This is a genomic window from bacterium, assembly GCA_030685015.1.
In the GTDB taxonomy this organism is placed as follows: Bacteria; CAIWAD01; CAIWAD01; order CAIWAD01; family CAIWAD01; genus CAIWAD01.
The window spans coordinates 19198-45317 of sequence record JAUXWS010000102.1 but is presented as its reverse complement, the minus strand read 5'-3'; the positions used below and the strand labels follow the sequence as shown (position 1 = coordinate 45317).

At 68.7% G+C, this 26120-nt stretch carries 16 protein-coding genes; 14 read left to right on the top strand and 2 right to left on the bottom strand.

From position 1 onward, the window contains the following. Positions 1-200: 200 nt before the first annotated feature. The gene (locus Q8O14_15225; GenBank protein ID MDP2362079.1) at positions 201-2522 is read right to left on the bottom strand and encodes an acetate--CoA ligase family protein; all 2322 of its coding nucleotides are present in this window, start codon (positions 2520-2522) and stop codon (positions 201-203) included. A gap of 140 nt (positions 2523-2662) precedes the next feature. Between Q8O14_15225 and asnS the strand changes: the two genes are divergently transcribed. The 3 genes from asnS (at position 2663) to Q8O14_15210 (ending at position 6189) form a co-directional block, all read left to right on the top strand. Beyond that, positions 2663-4057, top strand: coding sequence for an asparagine--tRNA ligase (gene asnS, locus Q8O14_15220; GenBank protein ID MDP2362078.1), 1395 nt, complete (start codon positions 2663-2665; stop codon positions 4055-4057). An 83-nt stretch (positions 4058-4140) separates the two neighbouring features. Continuing rightward, on the top strand, positions 4141-5097 hold the full coding sequence (locus Q8O14_15215; GenBank protein ID MDP2362077.1) for a phosphoribosylaminoimidazolesuccinocarboxamide synthase: 957 nt from the start codon (positions 4141-4143) through the stop codon (positions 5095-5097). A gap of 180 nt (positions 5098-5277) precedes the next feature. Continuing rightward, positions 5278-6189, top strand: a complete 912-nt coding sequence (locus tag Q8O14_15210) for a Fic family protein (GenBank protein MDP2362076.1) — start codon at positions 5278-5280, stop codon at positions 6187-6189. A 129-nt stretch (positions 6190-6318) separates the two neighbouring features. Here the strand turns inward: Q8O14_15210 and Q8O14_15205 are convergent, their stop codons facing one another. Continuing rightward, complete coding sequence (locus Q8O14_15205) at positions 6319-7431, bottom strand: cysteine desulfurase family protein (protein MDP2362075.1); 1113 nt, start codon at positions 7429-7431, stop codon at positions 6319-6321. Between the two features lie 172 nt (positions 7432-7603). Here Q8O14_15205 and Q8O14_15200 point away from each other — a divergent pair, with 172 nt between their 5' ends. The 11 genes from Q8O14_15200 to Q8O14_15150 all read left to right on the top strand — a co-directional run bounded on the left by Q8O14_15200 (position 7604) and on the right by Q8O14_15150 (position 25970). Further along, the gene (locus Q8O14_15200) at positions 7604-8782 is read left to right on the top strand and encodes a M24 family metallopeptidase (GenBank protein ID MDP2362074.1); all 1179 of its coding nucleotides are present in this window, start codon (positions 7604-7606) and stop codon (positions 8780-8782) included. Between the two features lie 26 nt (positions 8783-8808). After that, the gene (locus Q8O14_15195) at positions 8809-9993 is read left to right on the top strand and encodes a hypothetical protein (protein ID MDP2362073.1); all 1185 of its coding nucleotides are present in this window, start codon (positions 8809-8811) and stop codon (positions 9991-9993) included. Between the two features lie 399 nt (positions 9994-10392). Continuing rightward, the gene (sprA, locus tag Q8O14_15190; protein ID MDP2362072.1) at positions 10393-17367 is read left to right on the top strand and encodes a cell surface protein SprA; all 6975 of its coding nucleotides are present in this window, start codon (positions 10393-10395) and stop codon (positions 17365-17367) included. Further along, positions 17364-18320 carry a M28 family peptidase gene (locus Q8O14_15185; GenBank protein MDP2362071.1) on the top strand — a complete coding sequence of 319 codons (957 nt, stop codon included), beginning with the start codon at positions 17364-17366 and terminating at the stop codon, positions 18318-18320. Before sprA ends, Q8O14_15185 begins: the two co-directional genes overlap by 4 nt. 10 nt (positions 18321-18330) lie before the next feature. Continuing rightward, complete coding sequence (locus tag Q8O14_15180; GenBank protein ID MDP2362070.1) at positions 18331-19224, top strand: 50S ribosomal protein L11 methyltransferase; 894 nt, start codon at positions 18331-18333, stop codon at positions 19222-19224. Continuing rightward, positions 19225-20181: a hypothetical protein gene (locus Q8O14_15175; protein ID MDP2362069.1), complete on the top strand. Its 957-nt coding sequence runs from the start codon at positions 19225-19227 to the stop codon at positions 20179-20181. Between the two features lie 91 nt (positions 20182-20272). Then, the gene (locus tag Q8O14_15170; protein ID MDP2362068.1) at positions 20273-20566 is read left to right on the top strand and encodes a zinc ribbon domain-containing protein; all 294 of its coding nucleotides are present in this window, start codon (positions 20273-20275) and stop codon (positions 20564-20566) included. Between the two features lie 343 nt (positions 20567-20909). Continuing rightward, positions 20910-21731 (top strand): class I SAM-dependent methyltransferase, encoded by an 822-nt coding sequence (locus Q8O14_15165; GenBank protein ID MDP2362067.1) that lies wholly within the window; start codon positions 20910-20912, stop codon positions 21729-21731. A 119-nt stretch (positions 21732-21850) separates the two neighbouring features. Then, positions 21851-24103, top strand: a complete 2253-nt coding sequence (locus tag Q8O14_15160) for an extracellular solute-binding protein (GenBank protein ID MDP2362066.1) — start codon at positions 21851-21853, stop codon at positions 24101-24103. A 14-nt stretch (positions 24104-24117) separates the two neighbouring features. Beyond that, positions 24118-24948, top strand: a complete 831-nt coding sequence (locus tag Q8O14_15155; protein ID MDP2362065.1) for a sugar ABC transporter permease — start codon at positions 24118-24120, stop codon at positions 24946-24948. Further along, complete coding sequence (locus tag Q8O14_15150) at positions 24945-25970, top strand: alpha/beta hydrolase-fold protein (GenBank protein MDP2362064.1); 1026 nt, start codon at positions 24945-24947, stop codon at positions 25968-25970. The genes Q8O14_15155 and Q8O14_15150 overlap by 4 nt, the downstream gene beginning before the upstream one ends. Positions 25971-26120: the final 150 nt, after the last annotated feature.

Below are 26120 nucleotides of genomic sequence, written 5' to 3'. Positions count from 1 at the left end.
CCCACAAAGTCCTCATACGCGCGACCCCGCGCGTGTCACACCCACCGCAGGTCAGGGTCTGCGAGCCTTTTCTTTGCCCCGCTTTCTTTTCGCGAAAAGAAAGCGGGAAGAGGCGGCGCTTGCGCCGCAAGGAATTGGCGGTCGACGGCCGGGCTACTGATGCGGTCTCCAAGGCCTCCGCCGGTCGGCCCGGACCGGCCCTATTGACCGGTCAGATGCCGCCGCAGGCAGCGCGTCGCCTCGTCGGCGTGGCGGAAGACCGGGATGCCCGCTCCCTCCAACTGCCGCACCAGTGGATCGAAGAGCACGCCTGAGTCCACGGCGCAAACAAAGGGCGTGTCCATCTCATGCTTGAGCTGCGCCAGGCGCGCCGCAATGGCGTCGGGTGAGGCGAGGTCCTCGCGGTGCCCCGCGCCGACGGGCAGGGTTTGCATGGCCGCCGTGAGCGGCACAATGGAAATGATGGCGGCGTCCACCCCCGGATCCTCGAGCAGGGCGCTCACGCACTCGCCCCAGGCGGCGTCCGTGGCCATGGGCGTCAGGTCGAGGGGATTGCGCACGTCCACCAGGCTGTCCAGCCGCGCCGTGACAAAGGCCCGGCGCAGCCGGTCGCGCGTCCGCTCGGCCAGGACGGCCAATTCCAGCCGCCCATCGGCGGCGGCCAGGTTGTCGGCGATTCCCACGCATTCGAAGCCCGCGTTGGAAACCACCGCCACCCGCGCCGCCCGCCCCCGCGGTCCACGCCACGGTCCCAGGGCGCGGGCCAGCCGGGCCCGATGCTCGAAGTCGTCGAAGGTCTCGGCCAGTTCGACCCCCACCTCGGGCAGCAATTGGCGGCAGGTCTCATAATCGCCGGCGATGGAGGCCGTGTGGCCGGCGCTGGCGCTCTGTCCCTCCGCGCTGCGGCCGGCCTTGTAGAGAATGACGCGACGGCCGGCCAGGGTCAGGGCATGGGCCAGGCGGGCCGTCTTCAGGCCGTCCAGGTCGGCGAAGCCCTCCACGTAGCAGGCCACCGTGTCCACCGCCTCGTCACCCACCAGCGCCTCAAGGTAGTCGCCCAGGGTGAGGTCCATCTGGTTGCCGTAGGAGACGGCGTAGACCGGATCCAGGTCGGCCAGGCGGGACATGCGGCAGATCATGAAGGCGCCCGACTGGGAAAGCAGGGCGACGCGGCCGGGGGTGGCGCCCTTGGCGCGGACGGGGCGGGGCAGCTTGTACTCGGGGATGAAGAGGGTGTTGACCCCCGCCTCCCGGTCGTAGACGCCCAGGCAATTGCTGCCATTGATGACCGGCCCGCCGCCGGGCAGGGTGCGGGCGCGGGCGATGACAGCGTCGATGCGCGCCTGGATGGCCTGGCCGCCCTCCTTCTCCGCGATGCCGCCCGGGATGACGATGATCGTCTCGGCGCAATCCGCCGCGCAGATGGCCTCCAGTTCGGCGGGGACCTGCTCCGCGCTGACGGCCAGGACCAGCAGGTCCACCTTCTCCGGCAGGTCGGTGGGCCGCGGCCAGCACCGCACCCCGGCAATCTCGTCCGCATCGGGCTTGATGATGTGGAGGCGCTCGGTGGGGAAATCGGCGTCCAGCAGGTTCTGGAGGATGATCCGCCCCACGTTCATCTTCTGCGAGACCCCCACCAGGGCCACGCTGGCCGGGTGGAGGAGCCGCTCCACTTTCTCCACCGGCCGGGCGGGCGGCAGGGGACGGCGCGGGGCGATGCGCATGAGGCCGTCCAGGGGCAGTAGGCGGCCGTCCGCCGCCACCACCAGCGGGTTGATCTCCAGCTCCTCGAGGTGGGCGGGCGCCTCCTCGTCCAGCGGCGAGAAGAGCGTGACGAGGCGAAGGAAGGCCGCCACCGCCTCCTCCAGCGCCGCCAGCTCCATCACGCGGTCGCGGCCGCGGGCACGGCCGGTGAGGCGCTCCACCACCAGGGTCTGCTCCAGCATGCGGCGGATGCCGGCGCGATCCAGCAGCAGGGCGCTGCGGATGGCATGCCCACGCCCCGGCTCCAGCCGCGCTGAGAGGAACTCGGCGTCCGTCCCGCCGATCCCCACCGTCACCACCGGGCCGAACTCGCGGGAATGCCGCGCCCCCAGCAGCAGCTCGCGCCCCAGCTCGGCGGGGTAGTCGACGCCCTCGACCAGCAGCAGGCCCTCCACCGCCGGGTCGCGGTCGGAGGAGCGCCCGCGCCGGCGCTCGTAGTCCTGCCAGGCGGCGGGGACGCCTTCCAGCATGGCGGCCATGGCTTCGCGCACGGCAGCCGGATCCTTGGGCAGCAGCCGCACGCCTCCCACGTCGCTCTTGTGGAGGATGCGCCGGGAGAGGACCTTGAGCGCCACGCGGCGGCCGGGCAGGGCGGCCAGCCAGGTCTCGTCCAGCTCCCCGCCGGGCGGCAGGGCGCGCCAGGCCGGCACGGGCAGCCCGGCCAGTTCCAGCAGACGGTAGACTTCCGACTCGAGCAGGGTGTCGTGCCCCTGCGCCAAGGCCTCTCCCACGATCGCCGCGATGCCCTGCCGATCCATGCCCTGTTCTCCCGCTTGACTTGTTGACATGATAACAAAGCGGCCACCCGGGGCGACGGCCGGGCGGCCACCCCGTCGGCCATGCCGCGCCGGCGGCTCGGAGTTGGTACCTTCGCGGCGGACAGCTGGAAGGACAGACCATGCAGGACCGGACCCCCATCAAGGAGGCGCTGCAGCGCCCGGAGCATGTCGGACGGACCATCACGGTGATGGGCTGGGTGCGCACCAACCGCCCGGGCAAGGCCGTCTCCTTCATCGAGCTGAACGACGGCTCCTGCCTCAAGGGCCTCCAGGTGGTCTACAGCGGGGAGGCGCTGCCCAACTTCGAGGAGATCGGCCGCGTGCTCACCGGCGCCTGCCTGCGGGTGCGCGGCACCCTGGCGCCCAGCGAGGGCAAGGGCCAGACGGTGGAGCTGAAGGCGGAGGAGGCGGAGCTGATCGGCCCCTGCGACGGCAGCTTCCCGCTGCAGAAGAAGCGCCACTCCTTCGAGTACCTGCGCACCATCGCCCACCTGCGGCCGCGCACCAACACCTTCGGCGCCGTCTTCCGCGTGCGCCACCAGCTGGCCTTCGCCATCCACCGCTTCTTCCACGAGCGGGGCTTCATCTGGGTGCACACGCCCATCATCACGGGCAGCGACTGCGAGGGCGCCGGCGAGATGTTCCGCGTCAGCACGCTCAGCCCCACCGATCCACCGCGCACGGAGAGCGGGGAGGTGGACTGGGCCCAGGACTTCTTCGGCCGCCAGACCAACCTGACGGTGAGCGGCCAGCTCTCGGGCGAGATGTTCGCCCTGGCCCTGGGCAACATCTACACCTTCGGCCCCACCTTCCGCGCCGAGAACAGCAACACCACCCGCCACGCCAGCGAGTTTTGGATGATCGAGCCGGAGATGGCCTTCCACGACCTGGCGGACGACGCGCGCCTGGCCCAGGACTTCCTCCAGTTCATCATCGCCCAGGTGCTGGAGCACTGCCCGGAGGACATGGCCTTCTTCGACCAGTGGGTGAAGCCCGGCATCGTGGCGCGCCTGGAGGAGCTGACCCGCACCTCCTTCGAGACGATCCCTTACACGGAGGCCGTGCGCCTGCTGGAGCGCTCCGGCCAGGCCTTCCAGTTCCCCGTGAGCTGGGGCATGGACCTGCAGACCGAGCACGAGCGCTGGCTGACGGAGACGCATGTGGGGCGCCCCGTCTTCGTCATCGATTACCCGAAGGAGATCAAGGCCTTCTACATGCGGCAGAACGACGACGGGCGCACCGTCGCCGCCATGGACCTGCTGGTGCCGGGCGTGGGCGAGATCATCGGCGGCAGCCAGCGCGAGGAGCGCCACGACCTGCTGCTGGCCCGCATCCGCGAGATGGGCCTGCCCGAGGCGGACTACTGGTGGTACCTGGAGAGCCGGCGCTTCGGCAGCGCGCCCCACGCCGGCTTCGGTCTGGGCTTCGAGCGGGCCATCATGTACGTCACGGGAATGGAGAACATCCGCGACGTGGTGCCTTTCCCGCGCACACCGGGCAACTGCGATTTTTGATCGCGATCGGGATCTCTTTCGATATCGATATCGATATCGATATCGATTGCGTGTTGACCAGAGCTTGCTTCAGGGAGGGCACCATGGAATTGAGCGCCATTCGCACGCAGCTGGCCCACACCCTGGACGCCGTGGACCTGGACCTCCCCGGCGAGCGGCACCACGGCAAGGTGCGCGAATCCTGGGCGCGGGAGGGCCGCCGCCTCATCGTCACCACGGACCGCGTCAGCGCCTTCGACCGCGTGCTGGCCACCATCCCCTTCAAGGGCCAGGTGCTCACCCAGCTGGCCAACTTCTGGTTCGAGTCGACACGGGATCTCGTGCCCAACCACATCCTGGCCGTGCCCGACCCCAACGCCATCGTCGTGCAGGACCTGCAGCCCCTGCTCGTGGAGATGGTGGTGCGCGGCCACATCACGGGCAACACCTCCACCAGCGCCTGGACGCACTACCAAAAAGGCGTGCGCGACTTCTGCGGCAACCACCTGCCCGAGGGCCTGCGCAAGGACGAGCGCCTCCCCGCGCCCATCGTCACGCCCTCCACCAAGGCGGCCCAGGGCGAGCACGACGAGAGCGTCTCCCCCGCCGAGATCGTGGCGCGCGGCATCCTGCCCCGGCGCGTGATGGACGAGCTGGTGGAGCTGAGCCTGGCCCTCTACCGCCGCGGCGTGGAGGTGGCGGCGCGCCAGGGCATCATTCTTGTCGACACCAAGTACGAGTTCGGGCTGAAGGATGGGCGCGTCACCCTGATGGACGAGATCCACACCCCCGACTCCAGCCGCTTCTGGTACGCCGACAGCTACCAGGCCCTCTTCGAGCAGGGCGCCGAGCAGCGCCGCATCGACAAGGACCACCTGCGCACCTGGCTGGCCGACCGCGGCTTCACGGGGGATGGGCCGCCGCCGGAGATCACCGACGAGGTGCGCGTCTCCACCGCCCAGAAGTACATCGAGGCCTGTGAGGCGATCACGGGCCAGGTCTTCCGCGCCGAGCCGGGTCCGGTGCTGGAGCGGCTGCGCCGCACCGTGACCGATTACTGACCGGCTTTGCCCGTCCAGCGCTGGTGAAAGGAAATGGACGTCCGCCCAGGCGTGGCAGCGCCATGGCTGGACGAACAGATCGACTCCCCCCATCCAGTGGCAGGCACGATGCCAGAGCCGTGCCGACAAGTCCCAAGTTCACTTATTGATCGTATCAGTTGATGCTATCATGACCACATCATGAAACCGCCCTACGAGATCAGCCAGCGCATCCTGCAGTTGTACGGTGAGATCGGCGGGAGCCTGGGCATCTGCCGCAGCCTGCGGCTGTCCAGACCCGATGCGACACTGCGCAAGCGCAATCGCATCAAGACGATCCACTCCTCGCTGGCCATCGAAGGCAACGCCCTCACGCCCGACCAGGTGACGGCGCTGCTGGAGCAACACCGGGTGGCGGGGCCCGCCAAGGACATTCTCGAGGTCCAGAACGCCATTCACGCCTACAATCAACTTGCCGACCTCGATCCCTTGTCCCCCGTGGACTTTCTCAAGGCCCACCACGTGCTGATGAATGGACTGGTCGCCTCGGCCGGCAAGTGGCGCAGCCAGTCGGTGGGCGTCTGGCAGGGAGCGGAGCTGCAGCATCTGGCGCCCGCCCCCGAGCGGGTGCCGGGCTTGATGGAGGACCTGTTCACCTACCTCCGGCAGGACACGGACCTGGACCTGATCAAGAGCTGTGTCTTCCACTACGAGGCGGAGTTCATCCATCCCTTCGAAGACGGCAACGGGCGGATGGGCCGCCTCTGGCGGACGCGTTTGCTGATGAGGGTGGATCCAATCTTCGAGTTCGTGCCTGTGGAGGAGGTCGTCCGGCAGCACCAGGAGGTCTATCACCATGCCCTGGCCGAAGCGGATCATGCCGGGCAATCCACCGGCTTCATCGAGTTCATGCTGGAGGCGATCCATCACGCGCTGCGTGATACCATGCTGGTGGCCGCCCCCGGGTCCGGCGATTTCCAGCACCGCGCAGACCATGCGCTGGCCCGGCTCTACGTCATCTATCCGGGAAGCAAGCGCCATGCCCTGGGCGAGCGGATGGAGGCCCTGCCGCTGGAGGGGCTGGCCTCGCGGGAGTTGGCGGCCGCCTTGTGAGCCGGGCTGTCCAGCGGGCAGGACACATCCACTGGCGGTGTCAGGCATCATGCCAGAGCATTGGTGGATAAGGATCGACCACCACCGCCACGCCGTCCAGCCCGCCTGACGGGCTTCCCTCGCCGCGGTTCACCGGCTGGCCCGCTCCAGCATCTCCGCCGCGGCGACCATCTCCTCCTCCGTGGTGCCCAGGCCACAGGAAAGGCGCAGGGTGCGCGCCGCCTCCTCGTCGGAGAGGCCCATCGCCCGCAGCACATGGCTGGGCGTGGCGCTGTCGGCATGGCAGGCGGCGCCGGCGCTGGCCGCCAGCTCCGGGCAGCGGGCGATCAGTTCGTCCACCCGCCGGCGGCCGGGGAAGAGGGCGCTGCAGGTGTTGGGCAGGCGCTCCACGCCGCCGCTGTTGATGCGCAGGCCGGGGATGCGCTGTTGGAGTTCCTGCTCCAGCCGGTCCCGCAGGCGGGAGCAGTCCGCCACGAGGCGATCGCTGTCCGCGCTGAAGCGATCCGCCGCCGCGCCCAGGCCCACGATTTCCAGCACGTTCTCCGTGCCCGGACGCAGGCCGCGCTCGTGGCCGGCCCCGAACATGAGGGGCGGCAGCTCCACGCCGTGGCGCAGGTAGAGGGCGCCCACCCCCTTTGGCGCGTTCAGCTTGTGCCCGGCCACGCTGAGCAGGTCCACGCCCAGCTCCTCCACATGCACCGGGATCTTGCCCACCGCCTGGGCGGCGTCCGAGTGGGAGAGAATGCCGCGCTCCCGGCAGAGGGCGGCCAGCTCCGCCACCGGCTGCAGGGCGCCCGTCTCGTTGTTGGCCAGCATGACGCTGAGCAGGCGTGTCTCCGGCCGCAGGGCGCGCGCCGCCGCCGCGACGCTGACGCGGCACTGGCCGTCGACCGGCAGCAGGGTCGTCTCCACGCCCTGTGTCTCGAGGAAGCGGCACACTTCGAGGATGGCCGGGTGCTCCACGGCGCCGACCACCATGTGGCAGGGGCCGAAACGGCGGGCCAGGCCCTGGAGGACCCAGTTGTTGGCCTCGGTGCCGCCGCTGGTAAAGAGGATCTCGATGGGATGGCAGCCCAGCAGGGCGGCCACCTGGCGGCGGGCTCGCTCCACGGCCGCCCGGCAGGCCTGGCCGAAGGCGTGGCCGCTGGAGGGATTGCCCGTGGCGCCATCCAGCCAGGGCAGCATGGCCGCCTTGACCTCGGGGGCCAGGGGCGTGGACGCATTGTGGTCGAGATAGATCATGCCCATTCCCCTTTGCATCGCTATCGCTATCGCTATCGGGATCGCTATCGATATCGCTATCGGGATCGGATCGAAGGCCCCCCCGCCGCCACCTTCGGTTTCCGTCCACAATTTGCCAGAATGCCCGCGCCAGCTGGCGGACAAGCCGTCCGGTACATGGCGCGGAGGAAACATGACCTGCTCGCTGGAGCAAATCCAGGAACTGCTGCGCCGCGAGGGCCTGGACGGCTGGCTCTTCTTCGTGTTGAAGGATCGCAATCCCGTGGCGGAACGCCTCCTGGGCCTGCCCCCCGGCCAGATCCGCACCCGCCGCGCCTGGTACTGGATCCCCGCCGCGGGCCAGCCCGTCCGGCTCGAGCACCGCATCGAATCCCGCACCCTGGCCAGCCTGCCCGGCCTCAGCCGCCACTACCTCTCCCACCAGTCCCTGCGCGAGGAGCTGGCCCGCCTGCTGGCGGGCGCGCGCCGCGTGGCGATGGAGACCAGCCCCCTGGGCGCCATCCCCACCCTCTCCCTGGTGGATGCGGGCACGGTGGACCTGGTGCGCAGCCTGGGGCCGGAGGTGGTCTCCAGCGGCGACCTGGCGCAGGCGGTGGGCGCCCGCCTGGCGCCCGACCAGCTGCACAGCCACCTGGAGGCCGCCGCCATGCTGCGTGACATCGCGGCCGACGCCTTCGCCCTGGCCGGCCGCTCCCTGCGCGAGGGACACCCCCTGGACGAATGCGGCCTGCAGGCCTTCATCAAGGAGCGCTTCCTGGCCGCCGGGCTGGTCTGGGACCACGACCCCATCGTGGCCGGCGGCCGCCACAGCGCCGATCCCCACCACGAGCCGGCCGGCCGCTCCCCCATCGAGCGGGAGCGGGTCCTCCTCATCGACCTGTGGGCCAAGCTGGACCGTCCCGGCGCCGTCTACGCCGACCAGACCTGGATGGGCTTCACGGGCGGCACCGTCCCCGACCGCGTGGGCGAGGTCTGGACCCTGGTGCGCGACGCCCGCCGGGCGGTGCGCCGGCTGGTGGCGGACCGCCAGGGGGAAAGCCGGCCCGTCCAGGGCTGGGAGGCGGACGAGGCGGCGCGGCGGCCCATCCGCGCGGCGGGGCTGGGCGAGCGCTTCCTCCACCGCACGGGGCACAGCATCGACGAGGAGGTCCATGGGCGCGGCGCCAACCTGGACAACCTGGAGACGCGGGAGGAGCGGCGCCTCATCCCGGGCACCGTCATGTCAGTGGAGCCCGGCGTCTACCTGGACGAATTCGGCATCCGCAGCGAATATGACCTGCTGATCGACCTCGCGGGCGAGGTGCAGGTGGCCGCCGGCACCGATCAGGAGGATCTGATCCTGGTTCGCTGAGAGGGCCGGGGTGAAAGGAGGACGGCATGTATCGCGACCTGGACGACATGAGGCGCTCCCTGGACCAGCACCTGCTCTTCGACGAGCGCGGCCGCGTGTCGGGCTTCCGCCAGGAGGAGCTGGCCCCCGGGGCCGTGGACGCCTTTGCCCGCAACGCCATCTTCAACCCCGACCCCACCGTCCGCACCCAGATGCGGCAGATGCTGCGCTCGGCCGCCGCCTGGCGCGGCATCCGCAGCAGCAGCCTGGACGGCACCCTGGCCGAGCTGGGCCGCCGGCCCCAGGGCGTGCTGCTGGCCGTGCGGCTGGGCGGCCATTGCTATGACCTGGCGCGCTTGGTGCTGCGCTCCGCCAAGGCGCGGGGCGTGGCCGGCCTCGTCTTCGAGCAGGGCTGGGCGGGCCAGAGCCCCTGGGAGTTCTCCGCCCTGATGTGCGCCGCCGCCCTGCGCGAGCACTGGCAGGCGCCCCTCTTCCTGCGCTGCTGCCTGCCGCCCCTGGCCAGCGACCTGCTCCCCGGCGGCATGGACAGCGAGGCCCTGGACGACCAGCTGGCCACCGCCCTGGGCGCCGGCTTCCTCAACCTGACCCTGCGCATCTCCCCCGCCGGCCTGTTGCGCAGCCGCAGCCATGGCGAGCTGCGCCAGCTGCTCAAGGCCGCCCGCGAGGGGCGCATGGCCATCAGCCTGCGCGTGGACGAGCCGGCCGCCGAGACGGGGGACGACCCCGCCGCTGTCGTGCAGGCCCTGCGCCGCCTGGGCGCCGAGGGGGCGATCACCCTCCTCACCGTCTCCGGTGACAGCGAGGGCTGGTCCGCCGGCTTGGCCGAGTCCTGGATGACGGCCGCCGGCGCCCGCGGCCTCGCCCTCAGCGGCGTCCTCCCCTCCGGCTTCCTCTCCGGCGCCCTGGCCCGCCCCGTGCTTGAGGTGAGGCCGGAATTCGAGTGGGCGGAGCGCATTGTCATGCATCCGGAGTTCCGCGGCGAGCACCGGCGCAAGGTGCTGGCCTGGCTGCGCGGGTCCCGCCAGGGCGCCCTGCCCATGACCGACTCCGCCCTCCTGCGTGATTTCGAGTACCAGGCCCTGGGCCACTTCGAATTCGAGCTGTGGGACCTGGACGGCATGCCCAGCTTCCGCGATGAGTTCATGTCCATGCTGGGCAACCTCTACGAGCGCCTCGGCCTGGTGGAGAGCCAGGCCTGGGTCGGGGCCTGAGCCTAGCAGCCTGTCGGACTTGGCCACTTGGCGGTCTTCATCGCCCCAATCGGTCCGGATGTTCCGCAATTTTCTTGAACAGACCACCAGTATGCCCTGCGAAAATTCCGAAAAACCGGCCTCAATTTAGGCGCGAATCCCATCCAAGGCCCAAGCCCGACAGGCTGCTAGCAGCCTGTCGGACGATCCCCACCCCGGACGATCTCCATCCCGGCCCAACCCCGGTCCGTCGTCCTCCCCCCGGCAGGGAGCCGGCCTCATTGCCCACAGTGGCTTAGTACATTCCCCCGCGCAGTCGATAATCGGGAGGATGGCGATCGCACCTGGATCTGCAGTGGAGTGATTCAGTCAACGGGCCAGCCCGCCGACAGGCGGCCAGGCGGCAACAAAGCGGGACCCTTGAAGCTGCAACGACACATGCCCCTGGCGCGGGCCCTCCTGGTCGTGATCTTCCTGCTTGGCAGTCCGCCGTCGCGGACGGCGGGGGCCGATCCGTCCACTCCCCCCGCCTTCGGGCTTCGTCCCGATCTCAGCCTGGCCCGCTTCGATCCCTACCGGCCATCCTACCGACGACAGCTGGAGGAGGATTTCCGCCTCTCCCTCTATCCCAGGGAAGCCCAGATCGTGGTGGAAGTGGACACCCTGGACGGACGCCTCGTCTACCAGGCGGTGGGCCGGGACGGCTCGCGGCTGGGCATGGCCATGGTCGACGGGGAGGACGACCTGCTGGCCCGCACCGCCGCCGCCAACGCCCAAGCCCTGGGCAAGGGTCTGGGGGACAACGCCTTGAAGGGCAAGGCGGCGGGCAAGGACCACATCGAAATCGACATCCCCTTCAAGGTCAAGAGCAAGACCTTCCGCCGCATCTTCGGCAGCGGCCGCATCGGCCTCAACGTGCACGGCAACATCAGCCTGCGCGGCACCTACCGCGCCGAGAAGCGGGAATCGGAGTCGGCCAGCGCCTTCAACAACAACCAGAACGACTTCCGGCTGGAGCAGCAGCAGCAGTTCACGGTGGTGGGCAAGATCGGCGAAAAGGTCGACGTGCACATCGACCAGAACACGGAACGCAGCTTCGACTTCGAGAACAGCCTCTCCATCATCTACACGGGCGAGCCGGAGGAGGTGATCGAGAGCATCTCGGCGGGCAATATCAGCCTCAGCCTGCCCTCGACCAAGTACGTCAGTTTCTCCGACCAGTCCAGCGGCTTGTTCGGACTGAAGATGGTCAACCGCTTCGGCCCCCTGCGGGTGACGGGCATCGCCTCGACGGAGAAGAACGAGAGCAAGCAGCAAACCTTCACCGGCACCGCCTCCGAAAAGGAGCTGGAGACCGGCCCCGGCGAACATGTGACCGGCCTCTTCTTCATCAACGAGTTCTACCGCCACCAGTACCGCGTCTACAACGCGAGCTGGGACCATGTGACCATCACCGGCACCCAAATCCGGAGCCTGGACCTTTACGAGTTCGAGCCCACCGTCACCCTGGGCATCCCCCTGCGCCTGGTGGATCCGGCGGGCAACGTGCTCAACGACGGCTCCCTCTACCGCATGAAGAAGACTTCCTGGGATCCATCCGACGCGAACCAGCCTTTCACCCTGGACCCCGACCTGGGCATCCTGCGCCTCAACCGCATCCAGGAGGGCCGCTACATCGCCATCGGCTACACGGTGGACAACTCCGCCGTGTTGCAGCAATGGTTCACCAGCCAGGGCAAGACCCTGGCCATGGGCCGCCTCAACGCCGAGGAAGGCCAAAGCGTGGTCGTCGTCTTCCCCAACCATTTCAACCCGGAGGCCCAACCCTGGTGGGACCTCCAGCTGCGCAACGTCTTCCGCCTGGGCACACCCGAGATGGACCCCGCCCAGTTCACCCTCGAGATCGGCAGAGTGGTCTCGGGCGGCCGCGACCAGACTTCCCAGGACGGCACCGACTACCTCTCCGTCCTCTATCTGGACGTGCTGGACGTGTCGCGCAACGCCCCCGGCAACGACCGCCGCGTGGACGAGCGCTGGGTGGACCGCAAGACGGGCAATGTCTGGTTCCCCAGCCCCTACCCCTTCGGCGACCGGCCGGAGGGTCTGGTCCTGCAGGCCGACCCGGGCAACACGGAGCTGGGCGCCCTCTACGGCCCCCTCTACAACGGCTACCGCATCGCCCCCAACAAGAGCCAGTCCGGCAGCGGCATGCTGGACGAGGCGGTGACCTTCAACGACGCGGCGATGGACACGCTCTACAATCTGCGCGGGCAGTACTTCCGCCAGAATCCGGACGCCCGCTGGCTGGATCTCAACCAACGCTACCGGCTGAAGTCCACGGCCAAGGTGGGGACGGAGGTGATCAGCCTGGGCTGGAACGTCACCAACGTGACGGTGACCGCCAACAACCGGCGCCTGCTCAAGGACACGGACTACACCCTGGACGAGCAGGCCGGCCTCATCCGCATCATCAACCCGGCCTACACCACGGCGGACCAGAAGATCCAGGTGAACTACGAGACACCCCAGCTCTTCCAACTGCGCAAGAAGACCTTCGCCGGCCTGACGGCGGAGCTGGACCTGTGGGAGACGGGCCGCGAGAAGAGCAAGCTGGGCGCGGCCTGGATCTACTTCAACGAGGAGACGGCCGAGCGCAAGGTGCGCCTGGGCAACGAGCCCATCAAGAACGTCGTGCTTGATCTCAACGCCCGCCTCGTCTTCCAGCCCCGCTTCATGACCCAATGGATGGACGCCCTCCCCCTCATCGAGGCCGACGAGCCCAGCCAGCTCAACCTGGAGGCGGAGTACGCCATGGTCATCCCCGACCCCAACCCCTCCAACAACCCGGCCACGGGGGACGACAAGGGCGTGGCCTACGTGGACGACTTCGAGAGCAGCAAGCAGGAGATCCCGCTCTCCATGGGCCACACCCAGTGGTTCATGTCCGCCCGCCCCGAGCACGAGCTGCTGGGCCTGCGCGGCTGGATGGGCTGGTACAACCCCCGCGTCAAGGTGCCCAGCCGCGAGATCTGGCCCGAGTATCAGGAGAGCAACCGCGAGGGCGTGAGCAACGAGGTGCGTGTCCTGCGCCTGGAGTACGAGCCCTTCCGCCTGGCCAGCCAGGACGCCAGCGGGGCCGACACCACCCTGGCCGGCGAGCCCTTGTTCCGACGCCACAGCTGGGCCGGCCTCACCTATGATTTCCGCAACGCCTACGACGACTTCTCCGACAAGAAGTTCATCGAGCTGACCTTGCTGGTGGAGGGCGACCGCGGCGGCACGCTCAACCTGGATCTGGGTGTCATCTCCGAGGACGTGCTGCCCAACAACGCCCTGGACACGGAGGACACGGACGACGACTTCCTGCTGCAAAGCTCCGAGGACCTGGGCCTGGATCGCATGAAGGGACGGGATCCACCCTGGCCGTTGCCCGACGAGCTTTTTGCCTGGAGCGGCACCGTGGAGGACCAGGTGGCGCAGTTGGGAGCCTGGGGCGTCACCAGCCTGGAGACGATCTTCGACTGGTGGGACCTGGACGGCGATGGCGTGCGCGACCCCCACGAGCCCTGGTCCTACGACGACTGGATCCGCGCCGAGACGGGCGGCGGCCCGGTGGACAAGTCCCACGGCTGGGAGGGCAACAGCCAGGATTCGGACCAGATCTATCCGGACACGGAGGACCGCAACGGCAACCTGACCCTGGACACGGCCAACAACTATTTTTCATACCAGGTGCCGCTCAACCCCGCCCATCCGCTCTATTCCGACTACGTCTTCGAGAACAGCCGCACAAGCTGGGTCTTCGTGCGCATACCGCTCAAGGACGAGCGGGCCGTCACCCAGGGCACCCCCCAACTCACCCTGGTCAACGGCATCCGGCTCTGGCTGACGGGTTTCAACAGCCCCGTGCGCGTCACCCTGGCCGAACTCAACATCGTGGGCAACGAATGGCGCAAGGCGGTGGTGGCCGACAGCGACACCTCCGGCTACGACGTCTCCGTGCTCAACAACTACGACAACAGCGACTTCTACCGCAGCCCGCCCGGCGTGGCCGGGCAGAAGGATCTGGTGACGGGCGTGGAGGCCCGCGAGCAAAGCCTGGTGCTGGAGCTGCAAGGGCTGCCCTACGGCGCCACGGCCTGGGTGCGCAAGCAGCTGGTGACGACGATCAACCTGGCCGAGTACCGCGAGCTGAAGATGTTCGCCCACGGCGGCGACCTGGACACCACCGCCTTCCGCCTGCACTACGGCAACGGCCAGCTGCAGTACCACCTGCGCCTCGTCTCGACCGAGAACGACTACTACGAGTACACCAAGACGATCGGCCCGGGCTGGTCCCCCGCCAACGACCTGCACATCTTCTTCTCGGAGATCACCGGCATCGACCAGTTCAGCGGGGCGCGCCGCGGCCGCGAGGAGCCGGACAAGCCCGTGCTGCTCTCCGATGGCGGCCAGATGCTGGTGGTGGGCAACCCCTCCATCACGCGGGTCCGCTCCATGCTGCTGGGCGTGACCAACCATGGCGCCCAGCCGGCCTGGACGCAGGTCTGGTTCAACGAGTTGCGCGTCTCCAACGTGATCAAGGAGATCAGCCGGGCCATGCGGGCCGAGGCGACGGCCAAGTTCTCCGACGTGCTCACCCTGAGTTCCAACTTCGAGCAGAAGGACGCCGACTACCACACGGTGAAGGAGCGGGCCGCCCGCGAGGGCAGCAGCACCAAGCGGAACGCCAGCGGCAGCCTGAGCACCAACCTCGGGCGCCTCTTCCCGCCCTCCCTTGGCCTCAACGCGGCGCTCAGCATCAACGCCTCCAACAACCTCCAGGTGCCCAAGTACTACCCCAACGACGACCAGCTGGTGGACCTGGACAACCGTCCGCAGTGGGTGGAGACCTACTCGCGCAGCCGCAGCGCCAGCCTCAGCCTGAAGAAGACGACGGCCAAGGGCTGGTGGATGCAGCAGACGGTGGACAAGGCGCAACTGGGCACGGACATCTCGCAGACGATCAGCCGCAACGTCAACACGGCCGCCGACACGGCCACGACCCAAAACGCACGGATCTCCTACAGCAACCAGTTCCGCTGGACCCACACCCTCAAGCCCCTCGCTTTCGCCAAGGAGTGGCCGCTGCTGAAGAAGACGGCCGGCCTCGAGATCGGCTACTTCCCGCAGAACCTGAGCCTGGGCGCCAACACGGCGCGGCGCATCTCCCACACCTGGCGGCGGGACCTGACCCAGACCCACGTGGAGACCTACACCCTGTCGCGCAACTGGAGCACCGCCTTCAAGCCGCTGAAGACTCTCACCATGAACGCGCAGCGCAGCTACAACAACAACCTGAAGTTCCGGCGCCACCAGGCGCGGGACCCGCAAACCATCTCCCTGGACAACCCCAACTACCCGCTGGCCCAGGACTTCCGGCAGCGCCTGGAGCAGTGGCGCGAACAAGAGGCCAGCCTCTTTGACGGAGACCACGCCATCAGCCAGACGGCGGGCTTCAACTGGACGCCCAAACTGGTGAGCTGGACCACGACCAACTTCGGCTACAACACGACCTACAACTGGAGCCGCGACCTGGTGGAGCCGGGCCGGGGCGTCAGCCTGGGCAACAGCGGCAAGTTCACGGCGGACCTCAAGCTGGAGCCGGACAAGCTGCTGCGCAAGTTCCTGTGGATGAGCGACGCCACCCTCAACGCGGCCAAGAAGGAGGCGGATGACCGCGCCGCGGCCCGGCTCAAGAAACAGCAGGCGGCGAAGAAGGAGCGCGAGGCGAAGGCGGAGCAGAAGCGGGCGGCCCGCGAGGCGGCCAAGGCACCGCCAGAGCCGGTCGAGGCGGAAGCGGGCGAGGACCTTGAGGCGGGCGCCGAGGAGTCTCCCGCGGAGTACCCCGCCGAACCGTCCCCTCCGGCCCCGGAGAGCCCGGATCCCTCCCTGCGGCCAGTACCGGAACGGATGGACCTCGAGCCGCCAGCCCGGCCCTCCGAGCTGGACAGCCTGCGGCGCGCCCTCGAGGAGGGACTCTTTCCGGTGTCCGGCGAGGCTCTGGTGGATTCCCTCGCCGTGCTGGATGATGGATTGCGCACCCCCATCCTGACGCCCACCCCGCTGGCCGGGGATTCCCTCTTCACGATGCTCCCGGACAGCCTGCTCGGCCAGTTGGCCGCCGCCGACAGCTTGATCAAGTCCACCACGCGGGGCAACGGCCTGAACGGGCCGGGCACGCCCGGCGAGCCGAAGGACACCCTCAAGGTCAAGACCCCGCGCCCGCCCAGCCGCCTCCTGCTCTCCACCGGCCGCTTCCTCACCGGTGTGTGGAAGCGCATGGGCCTGGCCGCCTCCAAGGTCGAGCCGGTGGACATCCGCTTCGGCCGGGACGGAAGCCGCACCGACCCGGGCCTCGCTGTCTACCCCTGGACGCCGGTCAGCCGCCGCCATGCCGGCCTGGGCTATCAGCTGGCCCTGGATCGCGACCCCGATCTTGACACGTTGCGCATCTTGGGCATGACCTTCAACAACAGCCGCAGCTTCGGATACAACTACACGCTGGGCACGCGGGTCAACCTCCACAAGGAGCTGCCCGTGCGCCTTGGCTACGACTACACCTTCTCCCAGCAGTTCGCCAACGAACGGGAGAACTCCCGCCGCGAGGCGATGGCTGGCTGGTATGACTTCGACAACGACCCGGTCCTGGGCAAGGGAACCCTGGAGAAAGGCGACGAGGTGGGCGGCAATCCCTCGCTCAAGACCATTCCCAACTACAACCTTTCCCTCCGTCGGCTGAACCGGGTGCCCTTCCTGGGCAAGACCTTCAAGGACCTCAACCTCAACCACGACTACAAGGGCAAGCTGGATGTGGCCTACAGCCCGGGCGCCGAAGGCATGTACCGCAGCCAGCTGAACTACAGCCGGGACTTCAATCCCCTGGCCGGCTTCGACTTCCAACTGGACAAGGGCTGGGGCGGCTCCGCCTCCTACAAGGTCGGCCGCCGCCTGAAAGTCAACGACCCGGACGGCGGCAACCGCAGCATGAGTTTCGACCGCACGCGGGGCGTCACCCTGTCCGCGCAGAAGCTGCTCAAGGGCGGTTTCCAGCTGCCGGGCTTCAAGTCCCGCTTCAAGAACGACACGACCCTGCGCCTGACCTATGACAACTCGAAGACGCTGCAGCTGAATTCCACGGCGGAGACGGGCGGCGAGGAGCGGCGGCTGGTCTGGAACACGCCCATCAACAAGAGCACGTGGAGCCTGGCCCTCTCCACCGACTACAAGTTCTCCCGCAACGTGACGGGCGGCGGCAGCTGGAAGTATGGCGTGGAGCGCTCGGGCACGGCCAACGACAAGAAGAGCTACATGGAGTTCCAGCTGAACTGCCGGATCGAGGTGCGCAGCCGATGAGACACCTGCTGCCCCTCCTCCTTGCCCTGGTGGCCCTGGCCGCCGCTCCGGTCCGACACGCCGGACCGGCCGCCGTGGCCGCGGACCAGCCCTGTTTCGACGGGGACCGCGCCTTCGCCCTGCTCGTGGAGTTGTGCGAGTTCGGACCACGCGTGCCGGGCAGCCCGGCCGCGCGCAAATCCGGCGACTGGCTGCTGGCGCGCATGAAAGCCCTGGGCGACGAGGCCTGGGAGCAGCCCTTCCAAGCCGCCGTGCGGGCGGGACATCCCTTGGCCAAGCGGAACCCGGAGCTGGCCGCCAAGGGCCTGGCCATGCGCAACCTGGTCTGCCGCTTCAAGCCCGCCGACACGCGGCGCCTGCTGCTGGCCGCCCACTGGGACAGCCGCCCCTTCGCCGACCTGGACCCCGACAAGAACAAGCGCAACCAACCCGTGCTGGGAGCCAACGACGCGGCCAGCGGCGTGGCCATCCTCCTCGAGCTGGCCCGCTGCCTGAAGGAACGGCCGCCCGCCTGTGGGGTGGACATCGTCCTCTTCGACGGCGAGGACTGGGGCGAGCACGGCCACCTGGACGAGTACTTCCTGGGATCCCGGGTCCATGCCCGCGCCCTGACGCGCCCGCTGCCGGAGGCCGGCATCCTCCTCGACATGGTGGGCCAGCGCGACCTGCGCCTGCCCATGGAGGCCTACAGCGCGCAGGCGGCGCCGCACCTGGTCGAGCAGGTCTGGAGCCTGGCCGAGCGGATGGGCTTCGGCCACATCTTCGTCCGGGAGATGGGACCGGCCATCCAGGACGACCACCTCATGCTCATCCAGCGCGGCGTGCCCATGATCGACATCATCGACTTCGACTTCCCCGAGTGGCACACGACCAAGGATACGCCGGCCGTCTGCCGCGCCGCCAGCCTGGAGGCGGTGGGGTTGGTGGTGGAAGCCTTCATCCGGGAATGGTAGGGGGCAGGGCATGAGCTGGAGATTGGCGCTCGAACTGGAGCCGACCGCCCGCGACGCCGCGGCCAACCTGCTATTCGAGTTGGGCGCCCTGGGTGTCGAGGAGCGCGACGAGGGCCTCCACGGTTGGTTCGCCGACACCGCCGAGCCGGACGCCCTGCGCCGCGCCGTGGAGGATTTCCTCGCCTCGCTGGCTGAATCCCCGGCCACCGCGCCCGGCTTGTGGCGCTTGCGGCTGGAGCCGGTGGAGGACGAGGACTGGCTGGCCGGCTGGAAGTCCCACTGGCGCCAGCAGGACATCGGCCGGCGTCTGGCCGTCTGCCCCAGCTGGCTGGAGCCGCAGGGCGCCGATCAGCGCCGGGTGCTGCGCCTTGATCCCGGCAGCGCTTTCGGCACCGGCACCCATGAGAGCACGCTCCTGCTGCTGGAATGGCTGGACGACCTGGCCGACGAGCGCGGACCGCAGGGCCTGGCCACCCTCACCGTCCTGGACGCCGGCTGTGGCACAGGCATCCTGGCCCTGGCCGCCCTCAAACTGGGCGCCGCCTTCGCCCTGGGCATCGACCACGACCCCGCCGCCGTGGCCGTGGCCCGGCAAAACGCCCACGCCAACGGTTGCCGGCTCAACAGCCACTTCCTGACCTCCGACCCGCGCCAGCTTGGCCCCGAGTACCGCTTCGACCTGGTGCTGGCCAACATCCAGCGCAGCGTGATCGAGGAATACTTCCACGATCTGCTGCGCGTGACGGCGGCGGGCGGGCGCTTGTGGCTGGCCGGCCTGCTGGCGGACGAGGAGCAGGCGATCCGCGTCCTGGCCGACGAATGGGGACTCCCGGCGCCCGACCTGCGCCGCAAAGGCGAGTGGATTGCCATGGGCCTGATCCGGCCGGACCACTGCGAGGTGTGAATGGTCGCCCTGGTCGTCCACATCGGGGAGGGCTGCACCCATGTCCTCCTGGCCAGCAACCGGCGGGAGGATGTGGCGGAACAGGCCGGCCCGCGTCGCCGCACCATCCTGGATGGACCCCCGGCGGGCAGTGAGGACGAAGAGCGCCACAACCGGCTCTTCATTTTGCACGACCAGTTGCTGCGCAACGGCGCCGACCTCTCGTTGCGCTACCGGCAGGCCCTCGAACCCGCCCTGCGCGAAACCTTGCTGCGCCAGGCGGCCGAGGCCGTCCACCGTTTCCGCGGTTTGGCCGGCAGGGTGATGGTGGCGGCCAGTGCCGACCTGCTGGTCGAGCCCGCCCAACCGACGCAGGACCCCCTTGTCGCCGAATTCCAGCGCCAGCTTGACATGGAGCTGCGCGTCCTCACGCCCGCCGACGAGGCCCTCTGGCTGCTGCGCGGCGTGCGCGGCATCTACCCCACCGGTGAGCTGGCCTGCGTGCAGACCGGACATTGGCGGACGGTGGGCGCCTGGGAGATTCCCGGCCGCCTGCCGCAACTGCAGAATTGGGCCTGCGGCTGCAGCCGGCCCGCCGATCCGGCCGCCGGTGGCGCCGCCTTCCCTGGCCTGCGATCACCGACCGGACAGCCGCTCTATGTGGCGGGCGAGCATGTCTGGCAGTGCGCCGCCCTGCACATCGGCCTCACCTTCCACAACATGGACCTGCTGGACGATACCATCCTTGACGACAAAGACCTGCGCGGGCTGGATGGGCTGTTGGGCGGCCTCAGCATCGAGGAGCGCAATCTGATCCCCATGGTGGGCGGCCAAGGCGACTGCCTGCCTGAAGCCCTGCGGTTGCTGCGCCAGTTGCTGGCCGAGAGCGGGGCCACGCGCCTGCAGGTTTGCAGCCGGGGACTGGCCCACGGGCTGGCCTCCCACCTCCTCTACGAGGGCCGTGCGCGCCCGGCATGACCGGTCTCCTCCGCCCGGCTTGTTCCGGCGCCACCGGGCAAGTCCAAGCCGCGTGCCCTATTTTGGGCGTCAATCAAACAGGAAGAACGCCATGCCCACCTACGAGTACAGCTGCCAGGCCTGTGGCCATGCGCTGGAGGCCTTCCAACCCATGACCGCCGAGCCGCTGCACGACTGCCCGGTCTGCGGGGCACCCTCCCTGCGTCGCCTCATCTCACGGGGCGCGGGTATGATCTTCAAGGGCACCGGTTTCCACGCCACTGATTACCGCAAGGGCGGACCGGCGGGAGGCAAGGAGGGGGGCGAGTGCCCGGTGGCCGATGGCAAGCCTGAGGCCAAGCCGGCCGGGTGCGGCGGGGGCTGCGCCTGCCATGGGGGGCAGTGAATAGTGACCGGTGACCGGTGATCAGTGATCAGTGATGGGTCGCCGGCTTCACCCACGGTGTCCAGTGTTCGGTGTCCAATGCCCAGTGATCGGCGTCCGGCGTTGGGTCGCGGGCATCGCCCACGGTGAGCGGTGTCCGGTGTCCAGTGATGGGTCGCGGGCATCGCCCTCGGTGAATGGCATTCCCCATCCGCACCCATCCCTGCGCTCCGTCATGTTGATCACCAACCCGGGGCGTTGCCCCAGGCTGGTATGGATCGCGCCGTTGGCGCGGATTTGCCCCACGATGGGTGACACACTCGGAGGGCACCACCCCCGGCGCCGGTTGGTAGATTGCGGTCCGATGGGAACCCATAAGCGCCACGCAGACCACGACCCGACCGATCCCGGACGGCACGGCCGCGAACTCTACGATCTGGCCGAACTCTACGACATTGCCTACGACTGGGATGTCGCCCGCGAACTCCAATTCGTGCTGGCCTGCATGGAATTCTATGGCGCGGGCGAGCCCTCCCGTCTGCTCGAGCCCGCCTGCGGCACCGGCCGCAATCTCGTCTGCCTGGGACGGATGGGACTGGAGGCCCTGGGCTATGATGTGAACCCCGCCGCCCTTGCCTTCGCGCAGGATCGACTGCGGGAGGAGAACCTGGGCGAGCGCTGCCGGGTCCAGCCCGGTGGCATGGCGGACTTCCGCTCATCGGAGCGCTTCCAGGGCGCCTACACGGCGATCAACTCCTTCCGCTACCTGCTCACCGACGAGGAGGTGGCCGCCCACCTGCAGGCCACGGCGGCCATGCTGGAACCGCGCGGCGTCTATGTGATCGACCTGAGCTACGCCATGCCGCCCCGGGTGCGGCCGCGGGTCATCCGCTGGAGTGCCCGCCGCGGCGACACGCGGATCAAGGTCTGCTGGCGCACGAAAGAGGACCGCGCCGCCCGCCGCTCCCTGGAGACCTGCACGCTGGAGGTCCAGGGGCCGCCGGTGCGCGCGATCGAGACGCGGCACACGACCCGTCTCTGGCGGCCGGGGGAGTTCCGCGCCATGGTCGAGGAGAACGGCTTCCGCCTGGAGGCCATCTACGACGCGGCCTACCGCCACCTGCCGGACGAGCCTCTTCCCCATGGCGGGTTGGACAATCTCTACCACGTGCTGGTGAAGGACTGAAGGCCGTCCACCCAGCTTTCGCCGGGTTGGCAGCACATGTCAACCCGCGCCGGGAAGGCGACCAAGGGTCCGTCCTTTGAGCGTTACCTTCCAGCCGTCGCCGTAAGCAAGGGGCACCCATGAAGCGACTTCTCCTCCCGGGGCTGCTGGCCCTCTCCCTGGTCCTGCCGGGCTGCCGTGAGGTCGACCATCGGGTGACCATCACCCTCTGGCACCAGATGGTGCCGGCCGAGCGGGCCATCCTCGACGAGCTCATCGCCCACTACGAGGACCAGCACCGCGGCGTCCGGGTGCGGGCCCTCTACAAGGAAACGGAGGAGCTGCGCAGCGGCTTCCAGGCCTCGGCCCTGGCCGGCAGCGGGCCGGAACTGGTCTACGGCCCCTCCGACGTGATCGGCCCCTTCCAGACGATGGGCATCATCCGCGACATGACCCCCTGGCTGCACGCCCGTGAGCAGGACGACTTCATCGATGGGGCGCTCACCTGGCTCCCCAGCCGCGAGGAAGGGCGGGCCGGCGCCCTCGAGCTGCTGCAGGTGGGGGACCGCATCGGCAACCACCTGGCGCTGGTGGTGAATGGCAACTATCTGCCCCAACCGCCCGCCACCGACGAGGAATTCATCCGTCTGGCCCGCGAGCAGACGCGGGATCTGGACGGGGACGGCCGCATCGACCGCTACGGCGTCGCCTGGAATTACACCGAGCCCTTCTTCGTGATTCCCTTCATCACCGGCTTCGGCGGCTGGCTCTTCGACCGCGGCGATCCCACCCAGACCACGCCCGACCTGGACACGCCGCAGTCCGTGGCGGCCTTCCGCTACATCCTCGCCCTGCGCGACGAGCACAAGGTGATGCCGGTCAGCTGTGATTACGAGGATGCCGACGGCCTCTTCAAGGAGGGGCGCTCGGCCATGATCATCAACGGGGACTGGAGCTGGGGGGACTACCTGGCCCGGCCCGAGCTGAAGGCCTACGTGGCGCCCCTGCCCACCGTCCTCTCCACCGGCTTGCCCATGGGACCCATGGTGGCGACCAAGGGCTATTCCCTCAATGTCAACGCCCAGGGGGCGCAGGCCGACGAGGCGATGGCCCTGGTGCGCTTCCTCACCTCCGCCCCGGTGCAGGAACGCTTCATGACGGAGCTGAAGACCCTGCCCTCGCGCCGCGAACTGCTCGATCACCCCCTCCTCGCCAGCGATCCCACCCTGCGCGCCAGCGCCATCCAAATGCGGAACGGGCACGCCATGCCCGTCGTGGCGGAGCTGCGCGCCGTCTGGGACGCCATGAAGCCGCGCTACCAGGCCCTGCTGGGGGGCTCCGAGACGCCGGAGCAGGCCGCCCGCGGCATGCAGGCCGATGCCGAGACGCGCATCCGCACCATGAACCAGGAGCTGGAGCCCACCGCCTTCGTGGCTGTTTTCAAAGCCCTGCTCTTCGCCGCCCTGGCCGCCCTTGTCTGGTGGCAACGGAGCAGCCTGGGCCTCTTCCTGCGGGATTGGCGCCGCCACAAGCTGGCCTACCTCTTCGTCCTGCCCAGTTTCGTGGTCATCGCCGCCACCATCGTCTACCCCTTCTTCTACAACGTGGTGCTCTCCCTCTCCAACATGAGCCTGCGCCACTTCCAGGACTGGCAGATGATCGGCCTGCACAACTACGTCCAGGTCTTCCGTGAGAACGTCTTCTGGAGCGTGCTGCTCAAGACGGTGATCTGGACCGTGGTCAACGTGGGTTTCCACGTGGTGCTGGGCGTCTTCCTGGCCGTGGTGATCAACGGCCCGGTGGCGGGCAAGAGCCTCTACCGCGTGCTGCTCATCATCCCCTGGGCGGTGCCCAGCTACATCACGGCGCTCACCTGGCGGGGCATGTTCAACCCGGAATACGGCGCCGTCAACCTCATCGGCAGCCAGCTCTTCAACCTGCCCATGATCGACTGGATGAAGGATCCGACCGCCGCCTTCATCGCCTGCATCACCACCAACGTCTGGCTGGGCTTCCCCTTCATGATGGTGATCGCCCTGGGCGGGCTGCAGGCCATTCCCCAGGAGCTCTACGAGGCGGCGCGGGTGGACGGCGCCAGCCGCTGGACGCAGTTCCGCCGCATCACGCTGCCGCTGCTCAAGCCGGTCATGCTGCCCGCGGTGACCCTGGGCACGGTGTGGACCTTCAACCAGCTCAACGTCATGTGGCTGGTCTCCAATGGCGGCGAGCCCAGCGACAAGACGCACATCCTCGTCTCCTACGTCTACAAGGCGGTCTTCAACCTCTACCAGTACGGCTACGGGGCGGCGCTCTCCATGGTGATCTTCTTCATCCTGCTCGCCTTCTCCATCTCCTTCCTGAAGCGCACCAGCGCCACCAAGGCCGTGTACTGAGCCGGGAGCGAACCATGAAAGAAGCCCGCATCCTGACCCTGGCCCGCCACCTGGTGCTGGTCGTCTTCAGTCTCATCGCCGTCTATCCGCTGCTCAATGTGATCACCATCTCGCTGCGGCCGGGAGACAAGCTGCGCTCCACCAGCCTGGCGCTCATTCCGGAAGGCGCCAGCCTGCGCAGCTACGCGGCCCTCTTCACCGAGCACGAGTTCCTCACCTGGTTGTGGAACAGCCTGCTTGTCTCGGCGGTGGTGACGGCCACGGGCGTGGCCCTGGCCGCCATCGGCGGCTACGCGTTCAGCCGCTTCAAGTTCGTGGGGCGGGACGCCGGCATGCTCGCCCTCATGACGACGCAGATGTTCCCCGCCACCATGCTCCTGCTGCCCCTCTACATCATGATCGCCAAGCTGCATCTGGTGAACACCTTCCTTGGCCTGATGGTGCTCTACACGGCAACGGCGCTGCCCTTCTGCCTCTGGCAGATGAAGGGTTTCTACGACACCATCCCCGTCTCCTTGGAGGAGGCGGCGCGCATCGACGGCTGCACCCCTTTCCAGGCCTTCCGCAAGGTGGTCCTGCCCCTGGCCAGCCCGGCCCTCGTCATCACCGCCCTCTTCTCCTTCATGGCCTCGTGGTCGGAATACATCGTGGCGGCGCAGGTGCTGCAGGAGAGCGATTTGTTCACCTTGCCCCTGGGCCTGAAGAGCTTCCAGGCCAGCATGAGCACGCAGTGGGGCTACTACGCGGCGGCCAGCGTGCTGGTGAGCGTGCCGGTGATGGTCATCTTCATCGCCCTGTCGCGCTATCTCGTCAGCGGATTGACGCTGGGGGCGGTCAAGGAATGAGCCTGGGCTTCCTCAATGAGCTGCTCCACGGCAACATGGTCGTCGAGCGGGTGGACAGCCGGCTCCTGCGCGGCAATCCGCTGGGCGATCCCCCCATCCGCCATTGCCCGGTCTACCTGCCGCCGGGATATCACGCCGCGACGCGGCGATACCCCCTGGTGCTGATCCTTGCCGGGCAGTTCGGCAACAGCGCGGGGTGGCTGGGCTTCCGCGCCTTCGACGAGAACATCTTCCAGCTGGCCGACCGTCTCATGGCGCAGGGGGCGATGTCCCCTGCCGTGCTGGCCTTCCCCGACTGCTTCACCCGCTACGGTGGCGGCCAATACTTGGATTCCGCGGGCACCGGTCCCTACCAGAGCCATCTTGCCGACGAGCTGCTGCCGCTGCTGGACGCCCACTTCCGCTTGCGCGGCGATGCCGCGGGACGGGCCGTGGCCGGCAAGTCCAGCGGTGGTTTCGGCGCCTTGCGCCTGGCCATGGCCCGGCCGGGACTTTTCGCCCACTGCGCCTGCAGCGCGGGCGACCTCCACTTCGACATGACCCTGCGCCCCGAGATCGCCCGTCTGCCCGCGGCGCTGGCCCGCTTGGGCGGCCTCGCCGCCTTCCTCGAGCGCCTGCCCGCCCTGCGCAAGCTGGGCGCCGACGAGGCCTGCGCCCTCAACCTGCTGGCCCTGGCCAGCGCCTATTCGCCGACCAGGGAGCCCCCCGGCTTCCGCCTGCCCATCGATCCGGCGAGCGGCGAGCTGGACGAGGAGGTCTTCGCCCTCTGGCGGGCCCAGGATCCTGCCGAGCGGCTTTCGGCCCATCGGGCCGAACGCGACGCCCTCGCCGCCCTGCGCACCCTCTACCTGGAGGCCGGCGACCGCGACGAGTTCCACGCCGAGCTGGGCGCCCGCGTCTTCGCCCACCGCTGCCGCGCCCAGGGCATCGACCTCATCCACCGCGAGTACGAGGGCGGCCACTTCGGCGCCACCTGGCGCTGGGGGGAGATGCTGCCCCTGCTCCTGGAGCGGATGGCGTGAGTCCCGTGAGGTCGCCGGGTACCTTGGCCGCCGGTAAGCCAGAGACCGCAAGGTCTACCGTCAGCAGCTTCGAGCATCAGGATCTGGTGGTCCTGGCAGGATGGCTGGGGTTGTCCCCGCCAGGCGTGAGCAGGCAGAGCTTCCAAGATC